Source organism: Rheinheimera sp. UJ51, from assembly GCF_020819615.1.
Lineage (GTDB): Bacteria > Pseudomonadota > Gammaproteobacteria > Enterobacterales > Alteromonadaceae > Alishewanella > Alishewanella maricola.
The window spans coordinates 223,964-238,229 of the sequence record NZ_JAJHOG010000004.1; the positions used below are offsets into that span (position 1 = coordinate 223,964).

The window sequence follows — 14,266 nt, forward strand, 5'->3', positions numbered from 1 at the left end:
AGGGTGTTTTATGAGCTTGCACCGACCGCGTTTTTTCCTGCTTGCCAGCCTATTGCTAAGCCTGTTCGTTGCCATGCCTTTGCTGGCGCAAGAGTCTGCAGAGCAGCAGCTAGAGCAATTAAAACAACAAGCTATTGCTTTGAATCGCGAATTGTTCATTTTGGAAGAAGAATTATTGTTTCCGGCACAAACGCAATTGGCGGTATTTTTGTCAGTGGATGCTGGGCAGTTTTTTCAGCTAGACAGTGTCCAGCTTAAACTTAACGATGAGTCGGTTACGGCGTATCTGTACACCGAAAAAGACATTGCCGGGTTGTTGCGCGGCGCCATTCAGCCATTATTTAAAGGCAATATTCGCGCGGGTGAACATACTTTAACTGCGGTGTTTGTGGGTAAAGGCCCCGATAAGCGCGATTATCGCCGTGCCATCAGTCACCGCTTTACCAAGGCGGATACTGCCGTGTTATTAGAATTAAAAATTACGGACAGTACGGCTAATTATCAACCTGCCTTTAGTGTTGAAGCATGGTCTGGCAATTGAGTTATCGCCTGTTCAGTTGCTGCAGTGTGCTGTTGACGCTGCTGCTAAGCGCACCGAGTGCACAGGCTACCGAGTCCTTACTGCAAACAGAAAAGCAGTATCGGCTGGCAGCGTGGCATTTTTATCGCGACGATGATTATCAAGCGCTGTTGCATTTAAGTTTGGCGCCCGAGCCTGCGGCCAAAGCACGTTTGTTGCAAGCAGGCTTATTTTTGCAATTAGACATGCCTGCGGCCACTGCCGCATTATTAGAGCAACTGCTAGCCGAGCAAACGCTGAATGGGGCTTTACCTCAAGAGTTACGCAACGTGGCGTTGCTGCAATTTAGCCAATATCAATTTGAGCAACAGCAACCGGAGCAGGCGCGCTTTTACTTTGCCAAGCTTACTGCACCGCTGTTGCAGTTAACCGGGCAAGCGACTTTATTGCAGCAGATGTTAACTTGGCCCAATATAACCCCCTTTGATGACAAGGTGTTTCAGCAATTGGCGGGTCAAGCTGAATTACCTTATGTGGTCATTAACCATATCTTGGCGCTGCGCCAACAGCAAAAAAGCGCACAGGCATTACCACTGTTAGCGCGGTTAAATACTGCGTTATCTAAGCCAACCAGTTTGAGTTTTTGGCAGCAACTCTTTCGCGAGCCAAACACCGCCATGGGCAGTGATAATCGGGTTGAGCGCGATGCCTTGGCCGATTACTTATTGCTGCTAAAAGCCGGTTTGTTAGTGGATGAAAAACGCTGGGCCGAAGCGCAACAAGTGCTGCGAGGCTTTGCCAGCAATAGCGTGCTCACTTTACCCGCCATGACGCTATACCGTGATGTGCTGATCGAAAACCGACAGATCCCGGTGTTATTAGCGGTATTGCAGCAATTAATCACGCGTTACCCTTTGGCGCCAGCGAGTTGGCTGGCAGCGCATCAAATTGGTATGCAACTGGAACTCACCTTTGAGCAGCAACAGGCGCTAGCGGCTTACCGCTGGGCTGAGCAATATTACCAACGTCAATTAACGGCTAATGCCGGTTATCTGGTGCCTGTCACTGCGGAGCAATTGGCTAATCCAGATACGTTAACGCCGTGGCAGTTTTATCAATTACGCCAGCAGGCCGCGTTATATCAATTAAACCGGCAATTAGACGCCGTAGCGCAGTTGCAGCAACAGCAGCAGCAACGATTAGTACGTTTAGCGCATTTAACTGACGTGGTGCAAAGCAAGCTGTTACAGCAACAGCAATTACTGACTCAAGCTTTGCCCCGTTTAACGGCTAAACAGCAAGGCTTGCAGGCACAAAGCGCTGCCTTAGCCGAGACGATACGCCAAGCACAAACCGAGCCGATGGCACAATTGTTGTGGCTTAACGATGGTGAGCAGGCTTTTAGCCAACAGCAACAAATGCTCACGCGGGCCAGCAGCCGGCTTCAGCAGTTAGCGGCAGATGGGCGCGACATGACCGCAGAAAATGCCCGCTTACAGCGGCTTAAAGGCTTATTAACCTGGCACTATCAACAAAATAGTGCCGAGCGCAGTTATCAGTTAGCGCAGTTGCAGCAACAGCTAGCCGCTGAGTTACAGCAGATTGATAGCGGTATCCAGCGCTTAACCGCGTTAGAGGGTAAAACCACACGGCTATTGGCGCAGCAGCAACAATTAACCCAAAGCATGGCTAATGAGCAAGGTTTTAGCGTGTTGCTGGCAGAACAACAACAACAATTATTGAGGTCCTTGAATCAGGCGTTACAGCAACAACGTTTAGCAGAGCGCGAGCAGCTGATGGCCTTACAACGGCTGAACACCCAAGCCATTGCGCGGTTAATGGAGCAAGTGTTGCTGAGCACCGAGGAGGCCAACTGATGCGTCACCCAATGTCATGGTTGCTACTGTCTGTGCTCGCCACGACACTGTTAACCGCCTGCAGCACGCCAACTGAAAAAGTGGTGCGTCGGCCTACGCTCGGTGAGTTTATGCCTTATACCCCACTCAGTTCTGAGCCACCCGAAACGGTTAATGCCGATAAATTACAACAGGTATATCAATCGTTATTAGCCCTAGCACCGGCAGCCGATGTACGACAAAAAGTGTTGTATCGGCTGTCGCAACTGAATACCCAACAATTAGAGCGGATGGCTTTGCCTCCTGCCGCTGAGCAACAAGCCTTAGCCAGTTTAATTGCCCAGTATCAACAGCTTTTACAAGCGTATCCGGATGATCTGAATAACGAACTGATCCGCTATCAGTTAGCTCGGGCCTTAGATTTAAGTGGCGACAATGCGGCAGCACAGCAGCAAATGCAACGGTTATTACAGCAGTTTCCGCGTAGCGAATTTGCTGCCGAGTTATGGTTTCGAATAGGTGATATTGATTACAGTCAGGCTAACTATAGCGCCGCGTTAAAGGCCTTTAACCAGGTATTGGGATTCGCTAAAACGGAACTAAAGCTGCATGCGTTGTATATGCGTGGCTGGAGCCATTTTCAGTTGCAGCAGTATGCGCAAGCGGATGAAGCTTTCTTGCTGGCGCTGGATATGACTGCGCAGCCAAACAGCTTGGATGAACAACAAAGCCTGCAGCAAGAGTTACAACGCATTTTAAGTATTTCGCTGAGTTATCAAGAGCAGGCGAGCAGTTTATTAGCCTTGTTGCAGCGTACGCCTTATCAAGATAAAGCGGCAGAACGTCGGCCCTTGGCGTTTCAGGCGCAGTTATTTCAGGGCTTGGCTGACTTTTTATTTGAAAAAGATCTGCAACAAGCGGCGCTTGACAGCTATCGGCAATTTATTACTTATCAGCCGTTCGCATTAGAAGCAGCACAGATGCAATTGAAGATTGTGCAATACCATTTAGCACAGGCCGATGCTGCGGCTGCCGAGCAGGCACAGTTGAGATTTGTCAGTTTATTTGGCCCCGCCAGTGCCTTTTGGCAAAAAGCGCTACCGCGTGAGCAAGCAGACTTAGCGCCCATCTTGGCGCAATACCTCGATTATTTTGCCCGGCAACGTTATCAGTTAGCCCAGCAAGCCGCAGTGCCCGAGCAAGCGAGTTTATTTGCTGAAGCGGTGCCGTTTTGGCAGCAATTGCTAGTAATACAGCCGTTTGTGGCGGCTGAACAAGTCGATGACAGCTTATTGTGGCCCGATGATGTGCGCTATTTATTGGCCGAATCGTTAGCGGCAAGCGGTCAGCCTAAACCTGCGCTCGCACTCTATCAGCAGCTGGGGTACGGCGTGGTCGAACTGAACGCCCGCAATGTTAATGCTGAGCAGGCGGCATATCGCGCTTTATTACTGAGTGAGCGCATCTTTAATACCGCCAGTGCCCATAACAGCGCCGATGTAACCGAGCTGTCGGCTCATTGGTGGCATGAGCAAAATCAATTTGTCCGTTGGCACAGCCGGCATCCGGCGGCACAGCAAATTGCCTTAAACCAACTGACCGATCAGTATCAGCGTCAAGCCTTTGCTGACGTCGCCAGTTTCGCCCGTCGCGTAACAGAATGGCCACATCCAGAGTTAAGTCAGCCAGCTTTAGTAAATGAAGCGCGTTTTATTGTCAGTCAAACGCTATTAGCGCAAGACGACTTTGCCGCAGCAGAGCAAAGCATTGAACCGTTGCTGGCGTTGTATCAAAACGATGCTAGTGAGTTAGGTCGCAGCCGTACGCAGTTATTAACGGCGCAGCGCGCCTCAGCGATTTATCAGCAAGCACAGCTAGGCTATTTGTCTGTTGGTGCACAGTTAGCCCATTTGCAACGCTTATTAGCGTTACCCACTTCGGAATATCATCAAAGCGCGGCTTATCAGCAAATCAGTTTGCAGCTAGAGCAACAAGCTTGGGCAGAGGCGATTGAGTTAATGCTCGCTTATCAGCAGCAGTACCCAAATAGCACCGAGCAAACGGCGATTAGCTTGGCGTTGTTAAATAGCTATGAGCAGTTGCAAGATTGGCAGCAAGCGGCCGACTTACTCAGTGCACAAATTGAACGCTTGGCAGAGGGCGCCGAGCAGCAAAGCTTATTAGCTAAAGCCGCCGATTATTATTTACGCGCGGGCAACCGCGATGCCGCGCGGTCAGCTTATCGCCGTTATGCCAATCGTTATCCCGAACCGCATTTAGCTGCGCAAGAAGCGCGGGCGGTGTTGGTGCAATTGTATCAAGCGGATAATGATCTGACTCGGCGTAATTTTTGGTATCAGCAACTCGTCAGTGCCGAGCAGCAACAAGCTCAGGGTACTGAGCGTAGTCGTTATTTGGCCGCCGACGCAGCATTGCAGCTAGGGTTATATCACAGTCGTTTGTTCGAAGCCGTGCTGCTACAGCAACCGCTGCGCGATAACTTACGCAAAAAACAAGCTCACATGACCACGGCCATTGAGCAGCTGCAAATGAGCATGGGCTGGCTAGTCGCCGACTTTTACAGCCAAGCGCAATATCAGGTGGCCAGTTTGTATCAACAGATGGCCGGTGCGTTGTTAACGTCGCAGCGACCCAAGGGGTTAGATGCGCTGGCGCTAGAGCAATATGATTTATTGTTAGAAGAGCAAGCCTATCCGTTTGAAGAGTTGGCGATTGAAATTCACCAGCAAAATGCCGCCTTGGTGACGCAGCCACTTTATGATCAGTGGGTAGCCGCCAGTTTTGCTAAGTTAGCCGAATTATCGCCGGCGCGTTATCGCAAACCTGAAGTATATTTGGAGCTGGCCGATGACGCTTATTAAACACAGCGTTAGCAACATCTTAGTAGCACAAAGTATTGCCAAGCCATGGCGAGCGCTGCGCCGTGTCAGCGGTGCACTTGGCATGCTGTTATTGCTCAGCCATTGCGCTGCAATGTCAACATTACTGCCGGTGACCGAGCCGAGTGTTAGCGCCCCCACAGAGGCCCAGGCTGAACCCAATGCTGTGGCCCACAACGCCACGGCAACTGCGGTAATTAGCCCCACGGTTTGGCCAGCGTTGACTGCCGATTTAGCCGAGCGCTATCAGCAAGCAAAAACACTCATGCGTCAACAAGATTACGCTGGCGCGAGTCAATTATTGCAGCCTTTGGCTGAAGTCGTCCCTGCCGCTGCAGGGATCCGTTACAACTTGGCGCTGTGCTATTGGCAATTAGCACAGACTGAAGCCGCACGCTTACAGCTGACCCAACTGCTTGAACTGCGGCCAGATTATGTGGCAGCCAGCAATTTACTTGGCGTGATAGCGCGCCAGGCGGGGCATTTTCGACAAGCCGAGCGGCATTGGTTGGCGGTATTAAACCAGCAGGCCGATTATGCAGATGCGCATAAAAACCTGGGGTTTTTGTATGAGCTGTATTTACAGCAACCCGAGCAGGCTCGTTATCACTACACGCAATATCAGCAACTTACCGGCGATCCGCTGGCTGAAGTTTGGCTGAGTTTGCTGCCACAACAGGAGTAACGCATGAAGAATTATCTCATGTCCGCCACCTATCTAATTGTATTGCTGCTGTCGAGTGCGACACTGGCGCAGCAACAAAGCCGCGCCTTGCCAGAGCCTAAACCCTCGGCTGCTGCAACCAACAAAGCGGCAGCGAGCGTACGGGTTGATGTCAGCACCACTATCAGTGGTAACCAAGAGCAACCGCGCACCTTGTATGTCTTGCCATGGCAAGACAGTATTGCCCAAATTCGTATTCCGGCGCCGGGGCTTGATGTGCCACCGCCACCGATACAGCCGCTGGATCGCCAGCAATTTCTGCGTTTTATTGAGGCTCAGTCGCTACAACAGCAACCGGCCAATACCGTATCTACTAAAAATAATTAAGAGGGTTACAGCATGGATTTCGTCAACAGCATAGTGCGGTTTTTGCAGGAAGGCGGCTATTTTATTTACCCTATCGCCTTTATTTTGATTTTAGGTATTGCCATTACGATTGAGCGTTGGTGGTTTTTACGCGGCGTGTATGCCAATAACCAAAAAGCCTATCGCCAGTTACAACCGGCCATTGCCGCGGCCGATACCCAAGCGATCTTAAAACAAGCGGAATCGAGCCAAACCGCCATAGGTTTAATGCTCGCCAGCGGTGTCAATCGCTTATCGTCATCACATCGGCGTGAAGATATGGAGTACGCCATGGAAGAAGTGGTACTGGAATATAGCCTGCGTTTGCAAAAACGCACACCGTTTTTAGCCACCTTAGCCAATGTCGCCACCTTACTCGGTTTACTCGGTACCATTGTGGGTTTAATTGCTGCCTTTTCGGCGGTAGCAAATGCCGATCCTTCTGAAAAAGCCAGCTTATTGTCATCCAGTATTTCGGTGGCGATGAACACCACCGCCTTTGGTTTGATGACCGCGATCCCGTTGGTCTTTGTGCATGCATTATTGCAAAGTAAAACGGCCAGTATTGTCGACACCATGGAGATGGCCGGCATCAAATTGATGAACAGTATCGGACAACGTTTTACGGGTGGCCGGGATGATCAGAAAGCATAAAATTAAGCAAAACGACGCTGAGCTCGACATCACCTCTTTTTTGAATTTGATGATTGTGTTGGTGCCCGTGTTGTTGCTGAGCTTAGTGTTTACTCAGATCCGCGTGCTGAACATTCAACTGCCGCCCCAAGTTGAGCAGTTAATGCAGCAAGAGCGAGAGGATCCGCAAGTGCTGGAATTGGAGCTGCGAAGCGATCGGCTGCGCTTAAATTATCCGGCCGGTCAGTTACTGCGAGAATTTAGCCACACGCCAGACGCAGAGCCTGACTTTGTGGCGCTGTCTGCATTTTTACAAGATCTGAAATTGACCTGGCAACAGCAACAAATCGACAAGCGTGATATCAGTCTACTCGCACCAGAAGACTTAGATTACCAAACGTTAGTCAGTGCCATGGACACAGTGCGCTCATTTAAAACCGTAGTTGCCGCCTCGGTGGTTGATGCGGAGTTGTTTCCATTAATTTCCTTGGGGCAGTTGCCCGCTGGCGCCAGCGAGGTCACAGAATGAAGCAATCATTTCGTGCAAAACGCATGCTCAAGCAACACAAACGACTGGCGCAAAGCTCAAAATTAAACCTGGTGGCGTTGATGGATATTTTTACCATCTTGGTGTTTTTCTTGATGGTGAATCAGTCGGATGTGGTGGTATTACCCAGTAATAAAGACATGCGTTTGCCGCAATCGGTGTCAGAACAGTTACCGCGTGAGCAGGTGTTGCTCACTGTGACGGCAAATGGCGTGTTAATTCAAGGCAAAGCTATTTGGCGCGGTGATTGGCAACAAGCGCCTGCATTATGGCAAGAGGAATTAAGCGAGGCGGTGCAGCAAGAGCTGAACTATTTAGCCGGTCGTACCGCTGCGCTCACAGAAGAGCAGCAAGCACTGGGGCGACCGCTGACCATTTTAGCTGATGCCAGCACCTCCTATGCGGTGCTGCGGCGTTTAATGGCAATGTGTGCCGGCACTGAGTATCGTGATATTTCATTAGCCGTTGAGCAGCGCAGTAAGGTGTTGGAGGCGATGCCATGAGCACACTGACTTGGCAACAGCAGGCGAGCTGGCAAGATGAAGATACCTTTTTTACTCGGGTGGTGATTGCCGGCTTGGTGCTGTTGCTGGTGTTGTCGATTGCCATACCGCTTTATCAAGTGCCTGAGCGCAGTCGTACGCAGTTAGAACAGTTACCGCCACAGTTAGCCCGAGTGGTGCTGGAGCAGCGGGAGATTATCCCCCCTGAGCCGATTGTGTTGCCTGAGCCCGAGCCGCTACCCGAGCCTGAACCTGAGCCGATAGCCAAGCCTGAAGCGAAAGTTGTTGAAGCCAGCCTCGTTACGCCAGAGCAAGCCCGTGCTACCGCACAGCAAGCGGGGTTATTAGCCATGCAAGATGAGTTAGCGGCCTTAAGGCAAACCTTTACGGTTAACCGCCAAGCACCACAATTACAACGCGAGGGACAGCAAAGTGCTGCTGTAACAGAGCCTGACACCATCGCCAACCCCGTGTTAGCGAAGACAGCGGCGAAAGCGGCTGTTGCAGTGAGCTCGGATATTGCGCGTGCTGAGTTAGCGCAAGCCGAAAATGTACGTGTAACTGATGCCGAGCTACGTGGTTTAGCCAGCTCAGCACCCGCATCAAGCACCACCAGTCGTAGTGCAGGTAATGCGGATGCGGCGGCGCAGGGTGGGCGTAGCGAAGCCAGTATTCGCCAAATACTAGAAGCGAATAAAAGTAGCTTATACACCTTGTACAACCGGGCGTTACGCGCCAACCCCTTGTTAAAAGGCAAGGTGGTGTTTGAGCTGATTATCAACCCCGATGGCAGTTTGGCGCAGGTGTCGATTATCGAAAGTGAATTAAATGACGAGCGATTGGAGCGGCAGTTACAACTGCGCTTGCAAGCGGTGAATTTTGGCGCGGCGGATGTGGCGCCGACCCGTTCGCAGTGGACTATCGCATTTTTACCCGGTTAAGCGGGCAGGAGTACCCGGTTAAGCGGGCAGGAGATAACTATGCAAAGCTATACTAAGCGGTTTTTACCCGGCTTACTGTTAGCGCTGTTCTGCAGTTCTACCGCCTCGGCTGGTGCTTTAGAGCAAGCCAAACGCTTACATGATCGCTTAGCTGGCGTGCCAGCTGATGCGGCAACCTTGCAGCAAATGACCACGTTACTGGAGCAGGGTAACGCCCAGGCTGCCGCGAATGTGGCAATGCAGCATCCAGACTTTTATCGCACCACACTAAAGTTGTTTGCCTCGCCGGCCACCAACCGTGATTTGGATATTTTTGAACCGTTGAATGATTACAGTGCCACCCTTATTGGTTTGGTGCGTGATAACGTCGATTTTCGGCAGATTTTGCAAACCGACGTGCTGTATGTGGCCGCGGACAGCTTAGGTTTACCGCCTTACGCCGCCAATAACAATGCGCATTACGCTGCGTTAGATCAGCAAGGGGTCGATTTACAACAGTATCTGGAACCGCGCTCGCAAAGCAGTTTGCTGGGCATTCCCGCCGAGGCCAGTGCCGGTGTGATGACCAGTCGCGCTGGCGCAAAAGCGTTTTTCTATTTAGGTACCAATCGCGCCATGCTGCGTTTTACGTTAATGAGCCAGCTGTGCACCGACTTAGAGCTGTTGAAAGATGGCAGTACGCCTACCGATCGGATCCGCCAAGATGTCAGCCGCAGCCCCGGTGGCGATAGCCGAATTTTTCATAATCGCTGTGTTGCCTGCCATGCCGGGATGGATCCGCTGGCGCAAGCTTTTGCTTATTACGATTATCAATTTACCGATGAAACGGGGGAAAATGGCCGCTTGTTTTATCAGCCAACAGGCAGCAGTCATGATCAAACCGGCAGTCGCGTGCAGCCGAAATACCATATTAACTCGGGTAATTTCCCGCTAGGTTACAAAACCGAAGATGATTTTTGGCAAAACTATTGGCGGGAAGGGCGCAATCAAGCACTGGGTTGGGACAACAGCTTACCGGGTGAGGGTTATGGCGCGAAAAGCTTAGGCCAAGAATTAGCCAACTCGGTGGCGTTTGCGCAGTGTCAGGTGAAAAAAGTGTTCGAAACCACCTGTTTGCGGCCACCAGAAAGCCTGGCCGATGTTAGCCTGATCCAACAAACCCGCGACCGGTTTAGTCAAAGCGGTTATAACTTAAAGCAGGTGTTCGCCGACACCGCCACCTATTGTATGGGGGAGTGAACATGCGAATTATCTTGCTAGTACTAGCCAGTATGCTGTTGCTCGGTTGTGGTGGCGCAGAAGTTGAGCAAAATCCGCCGCCAGCGTTACCAAATAACACGAACAACTATAACGGCCCTGCACCTCAAACTACCGATATTCAGCAGTTTAAACTCAATTTGTGGGATAACTTGGTGGCAGACAACCGCTGTGGCAGTTGCCATCAACCGGGTAATACCGCGCCCTTTTTTGTACGCCGTGATGATATTAACCTGGCTTACACTGCCGCCTTACCCTTGGTTAACTTAGCCGATCCGGCGCAATCTTTGCTGGTGCAAAAAGTTGCGGGTGGCCATAATTGCTGGCTAAGCAGTAATACTGCCTGTGCTGACACTATTACGCAGTGGTTACGCAACTGGGGCAATACCAGCGGAGCAGAGCAAGTTGCGGTTCGATTAGTTGCCCCAGTGATACGAGATGCTGGGGCCAGTAAAGCCTTGCCCGAGAGCGCGGGCTTATTTGCCGCCGAAGTTTATCCTTTGGTACGGCAGTATTGTGTCAATTGCCACGCGCCTTCGGCGACGGTAGCGCAAGCGCCTTTTTTTGCTGCCAATGATCTCAGTGCGGCTTATCAGGCAAGCCGTAGTTTAATTAATTTAGATCGGCCCGCATTATCCCGCTTAGTGGCCAGGCTAGGAGGGGAGTTTCATAACTGCTGGTCTGATTGTGCGAATGATGCGGCGCAAATGCTAGCCGCCATTACCCACATAGCTGATGCCGTGCCCTTAGCGGAACTGGATCCTACCTTAGTGCCCTCGAAAGCCTTGCGACTTGAAGATGGCGTTGTGGCTTCTAGCGGTGGGCGTTATGAAAGTAACCAAATTGCGTTTTATCAATTTAAAGAAGGCCAAGGTAGCCAAGCGTTTGATACTTCAGGCGTTGAGCCTGCGGCCAATTTAACCTTACAGGGCGATTTTAACTGGCTTACCGGCTGGGGCTTACACATTAACCGTGGTCGCGCGCAAGCCAGCACCCAAAGCAGTGCCAAATTGGCTCGACTGATTGGCGCAACCGGAGAGCTCACCATTGAAGCCTGGCTGATCCCCGCTAACGTGGTGCAAGCAGGGCCTGCGGCCATAGTTAGTTATGCCGGCAGTGCCATTAGCCGAAACCTGACCTTAGGGCAAACCCAATACAACTATGATTTTTTACTGCGCAGCAGTGCAAGCAATTTTGCCGGGCAGCCCGCGCTGAGCACTGCCGATGCTGATGAGCTACTGCAAGCCAGTTTGCAGCATGTGGTGCTCACGCAAGATCCGGTTAACGGCCAGCGTATTTATGTCAATGGCCAAGACAGTGGTGTGCGGCGCGAGGCGGCGAGTATCAGTAACTGGGATGACAGTTTTGCCTTAATGCTGGGCAGTGAGGCGGATGGCAGTCGGCAGTGGCAGGGCAGTGTGCGTTTACTGGCCATTCATAACCGTGCGCTCAGTGCGGAACAAGTCACTCAAAACTTCAGTATTGGCGTTGGCCAGAAGTTCTATTTGCCGTTTGCCATAGGCCACTTAATTGATTTGCCGCAAAGCTACATCGTGTTTGAGGTGGCGCAGTTTGATAATTACTCTTACCTGTTTAGTCAGCCTTATCTGATTAATTTAGACGGTGTCGCTTTACCTGCTGATGTAACGATCAGCGGTATGGCGTTAGCGATTAACGGTAAAGAGAGCAGCGGCGGTCAAGCGTGGATCAAACAACGCTTTAACGTACCCACTGGCACGGCATTGACCGAGCCTCACACCTTATCGGCCTTAGGCACGATTATTGCGGCTGAGTCGGGCGCGAGTAGCGATGAGTTTTTCTTATCGTTCGCCGAGATTGGCGCCTTTAGCAATGTGCGCAGCAAGGTCAGCTTTCCGCAGCAAGAAATCAGTATGGCAAGTTCCAGCAGTAGCGATATTGGCATCCGGCCGTTCGCGGCAATCCATGCCAGCATGAGTCAGCTTACCGGCGTGTCACAAGCGAACCCTGCGGTAGCCAATACCTATCAAACCATAGCGCGGCAGTTACCGGCGATGCCGAATATTGAAACCTTTATTTCGGCGCAGCAAATGGCCATTACCCAGTTAGGGATCGCTTACTGTAATGCGGCAATCAGTAATTCGATGTTGCGCAGTGCCTGGTTTCCGGCCATTGATTTTAATGCCAGCCCTGCTGAAGCGTTGAGCCCCGCAAATCGAGATAGCTTGATTGAGCCGTTACTGCAGCGTTTTATGCCCCTGCAAGCGGCCACAGATATCGCCAACAGCGATGCGCGAGTAGAGCTAAATAACCTAGTTGACAGGTTAAGCCAATGTCATGGCAGTTGTGATAGCCAACGCACTCAAACCATCGCTAAAGCCGCCTGCACTGCGGTGCTGGCGAGCGCACAAATGCTCGTGTATTAAGGAGCTCTTGATGAAATCGAAAAAAGCCTTACACCCGGATGCGCCGCTGTTACATGCCTGTCATAGCAAGCCCGTCACCCGGCGCGACTTTATTGCCTGCGGCATGAGTATTGGCGCCGGTATGTTAACCACGGGCTCGGTATTTAGCTTATTTGCCAATCCCACTAAAGCTTACGCCAGTTTGTCGCCTGATCTGGAAATGTTGAAAAACCAATGCGGTATCAACGTCGAAGGTGCAGGGAAGATCCCGTTTATTTGTTTTGATCTGGCCGGTGGCGCCAACATCGCAGGCTCTAATATTTTGGTCGGGGGCGCGGGGGGGCAGTTAGATTTTCTGTCAACCCAAGGCTATAGCAAATTAGGTTTGCCCGCCGATATGGTGCCCAGCGCAGTGAATGCCGCCAATCCGGCCGGTGGTTTTGTCAATACGCAGTTGGGTTTAGCTTTTCACAGTGATTCACAATTGTTAGCCGGCATTTTAGAGCGAACCACCATGGCTACGCAAGCCATGACCAATGGCGCGGTGATCCCCTCTCGCTCAGAAAATGATACTGGCAATAACCCCCACAACCCGATGTATGCTATTGCCAAAGCCGGTGCTAATGGCTCGCTGATGCCGTTGATTGGCTCGCGTAACTCAGATTCTGGCGCCAACTCGATGGCACCGGCTGAGTTTTATAATCCAGAGTGGCGGCCAACCAAGATTGACAGACCCAGTGATGTTACCGGTTTAGTCGATGTTGGCGACTTGTTTGGGCTGCTTGATCAAAACGACGCGGTTGCCGTTATGGAATCGATCCAGCGTTTAAGTGATAACAAATTAGCGCGGGTGAATTCGGCGGTAAGTCGGGATCAGGTCATTAAAGAGTTGGTGCGTTGTGGTTATGTTAAAAGCGCTGATTTGGCCGACCGTTTCGGTAATCCTGCGACCCTCGATCCTGCAGCCGATCCGGATATTGTGGGGAATAGCGGTATTTTTACCAGCGCCGAATTTAACAGCGATGCCGAATTTCGTAAAACCGCGTCGGTGATGAAGCTGGTGGTCAATGGTTTTGCTGGAGCCGGCACCGTAACCATTGGTGGCTATGATTATCACACCGGCGAGCGGGGTACTGGCGAGCTACGTGATTTGCGCGCAGGCCGCTGTATTGGCGCTTGCTTAGAATATGCCGCCAGACGTAATCAGCCTTTAATGATTTATCTGTATTCTGATGGTTCGGTGGCCAGTAATGGCCGTATTGATGACAGCGTAAATGGCCGTGGCAAAGGCGAGTGGACCGGTGATAACTCATCAACTGCCGCCTCAGCTATGCTGGTGTATAACCCGAATGGTCGCCCCAGTTTATTGGGGGGCACGGCGCTCGAGCAAGCGCGTCACCAGCAAATTGGTTTTATGCGCCCCGATGCTTCGGTTGAAACGGGCTCATCGATGGCCGCTAATAATGTCAATTTATTAGTACAAACGGTGATGCTCAATTATTTAGCCTTGCATGGTGAGCAAGGGCGACTAAGTGAGGTCGCGCCTTTCCATGGTTTAGGTAATGCCGCCAGCCAAGATCGCTTAACGGCGTTTGCGCCTATTGTCTAAGCTCTGTAGCTGAGTGCCCCGAGTGTTTGCTGCGCGGGCGCTCGGCG

Annotated in this window: 12 protein-coding genes; all 12 read left to right on the forward strand. The window is 51.4% G+C overall.

Translation table 11 applies throughout. The annotated features are described in order from the left end of the window. Window positions 1–10: 10 nt before the first annotated feature. The 12 genes from LMJ53_RS06960 to LMJ53_RS07015 are packed head-to-tail and all read left to right on the forward strand — an operon-like array spanning window position 11 to window position 14,219. Window positions 11–541, forward strand: coding sequence for an AraC family transcriptional regulator (locus LMJ53_RS06960; protein ID WP_229585408.1), 531 nt, complete (start codon window positions 11–13; stop codon window positions 539–541). After that, entirely contained in the window at window positions 526–2,397 is a 1,872-nt protein-coding gene (locus LMJ53_RS06965) for a hypothetical protein (RefSeq protein ID WP_229585409.1), read from the forward strand. Before LMJ53_RS06960 ends, LMJ53_RS06965 begins: the two co-directional genes overlap by 16 nt. Continuing rightward, window positions 2,397–5,258, forward strand: a complete 2,862-nt coding sequence (locus LMJ53_RS06970; protein ID WP_229585410.1) for a tetratricopeptide repeat protein — start codon at window positions 2,397–2,399, stop codon at window positions 5,256–5,258. Before LMJ53_RS06965 ends, LMJ53_RS06970 begins: the two co-directional genes overlap by 1 nt. Further along, window positions 5,245–5,961, forward strand: a complete 717-nt coding sequence (locus LMJ53_RS06975; RefSeq protein ID WP_229585411.1) for a tetratricopeptide repeat protein — start codon at window positions 5,245–5,247, stop codon at window positions 5,959–5,961. Before LMJ53_RS06970 ends, LMJ53_RS06975 begins: the two co-directional genes overlap by 14 nt. 3 nt (window positions 5,962–5,964) lie before the next feature. Beyond that, window positions 5,965–6,327: a hypothetical protein gene (locus tag LMJ53_RS06980; RefSeq protein ID WP_229585412.1), complete on the forward strand. Its 363-nt coding sequence runs from the start codon at window positions 5,965–5,967 to the stop codon at window positions 6,325–6,327. A 12-nt stretch (window positions 6,328–6,339) separates the two neighbouring features. Continuing rightward, window positions 6,340–6,999 (forward strand): MotA/TolQ/ExbB proton channel family protein, encoded by a 660-nt coding sequence (locus tag LMJ53_RS06985; RefSeq protein ID WP_229585413.1) that lies wholly within the window; start codon window positions 6,340–6,342, stop codon window positions 6,997–6,999. Further along, complete coding sequence (locus LMJ53_RS06990) at window positions 6,983–7,507, forward strand: biopolymer transporter ExbD (RefSeq protein WP_229585414.1); 525 nt, start codon at window positions 6,983–6,985, stop codon at window positions 7,505–7,507. The genes LMJ53_RS06985 and LMJ53_RS06990 overlap by 17 nt, the downstream gene beginning before the upstream one ends. Next, window positions 7,504–8,028: an ExbD/TolR family protein gene (locus tag LMJ53_RS06995; protein ID WP_229585415.1), complete on the forward strand. Its 525-nt coding sequence runs from the start codon at window positions 7,504–7,506 to the stop codon at window positions 8,026–8,028. Before LMJ53_RS06990 ends, LMJ53_RS06995 begins: the two co-directional genes overlap by 4 nt. After that, on the forward strand, window positions 8,025–8,969 hold the full coding sequence (locus tag LMJ53_RS07000) for an AgmX/PglI C-terminal domain-containing protein (RefSeq protein ID WP_229585416.1): 945 nt from the start codon (window positions 8,025–8,027) through the stop codon (window positions 8,967–8,969). Before LMJ53_RS06995 ends, LMJ53_RS07000 begins: the two co-directional genes overlap by 4 nt. A gap of 39 nt (window positions 8,970–9,008) precedes the next feature. Beyond that, complete coding sequence (locus LMJ53_RS07005; RefSeq protein ID WP_229585417.1) at window positions 9,009–10,208, forward strand: hypothetical protein; 1,200 nt, start codon at window positions 9,009–9,011, stop codon at window positions 10,206–10,208. A gap of 2 nt (window positions 10,209–10,210) precedes the next feature. Next, window positions 10,211–12,631, forward strand: a complete 2,421-nt coding sequence (locus tag LMJ53_RS07010; protein WP_229585418.1) for a LamG domain-containing protein — start codon at window positions 10,211–10,213, stop codon at window positions 12,629–12,631. A 10-nt stretch (window positions 12,632–12,641) separates the two neighbouring features. Further along, window positions 12,642–14,219 (forward strand): general secretion pathway protein GspF, encoded by a 1,578-nt coding sequence (locus LMJ53_RS07015; protein WP_229585419.1) that lies wholly within the window; start codon window positions 12,642–12,644, stop codon window positions 14,217–14,219. The last annotated feature ends 47 nt before the right edge of the window (window positions 14,220–14,266 follow it).

Excerpts from the sequence above, each read along its gene's own strand:
- LMJ53_RS06970 (WP_229585410.1), top strand. The coding sequence starts at position 2,397 with ATGCGTCACCCAATGTCATGGTTGCTACTGTCTGTGCTCGCCACGACA.
- LMJ53_RS06995 (WP_229585415.1), top strand. The coding sequence starts at position 7,504 with ATGAAGCAATCATTTCGTGCAAAACGCATGCTCAAGCAACACAAACGA.
- LMJ53_RS06975 (WP_229585411.1), top strand. The coding sequence starts at position 5,245 with ATGACGCTTATTAAACACAGCGTTAGCAACATCTTAGTAGCACAAAGT.
- LMJ53_RS06965 (WP_229585409.1), top strand. The coding sequence starts at position 526 with ATGGTCTGGCAATTGAGTTATCGCCTGTTCAGTTGCTGCAGTGTGCTG.
- LMJ53_RS07005 (WP_229585417.1), top strand. The coding sequence starts at position 9,009 with ATGCAAAGCTATACTAAGCGGTTTTTACCCGGCTTACTGTTAGCGCTG.
- LMJ53_RS06985 (WP_229585413.1), top strand. The coding sequence starts at position 6,340 with ATGGATTTCGTCAACAGCATAGTGCGGTTTTTGCAGGAAGGCGGCTAT.
- LMJ53_RS07010 (WP_229585418.1), top strand. The coding sequence starts at position 10,211 with ATGCGAATTATCTTGCTAGTACTAGCCAGTATGCTGTTGCTCGGTTGT.
- LMJ53_RS07000 (WP_229585416.1), top strand. The coding sequence starts at position 8,025 with ATGAGCACACTGACTTGGCAACAGCAGGCGAGCTGGCAAGATGAAGAT.
- LMJ53_RS06980 (WP_229585412.1), top strand. The coding sequence starts at position 5,965 with ATGAAGAATTATCTCATGTCCGCCACCTATCTAATTGTATTGCTGCTG.
- LMJ53_RS06990 (WP_229585414.1), top strand. The coding sequence starts at position 6,983 with ATGATCAGAAAGCATAAAATTAAGCAAAACGACGCTGAGCTCGACATC.
- LMJ53_RS07015 (WP_229585419.1), top strand. The coding sequence starts at position 12,642 with ATGAAATCGAAAAAAGCCTTACACCCGGATGCGCCGCTGTTACATGCC.
- LMJ53_RS06960 (WP_229585408.1), top strand. The coding sequence starts at position 11 with ATGAGCTTGCACCGACCGCGTTTTTTCCTGCTTGCCAGCCTATTGCTA.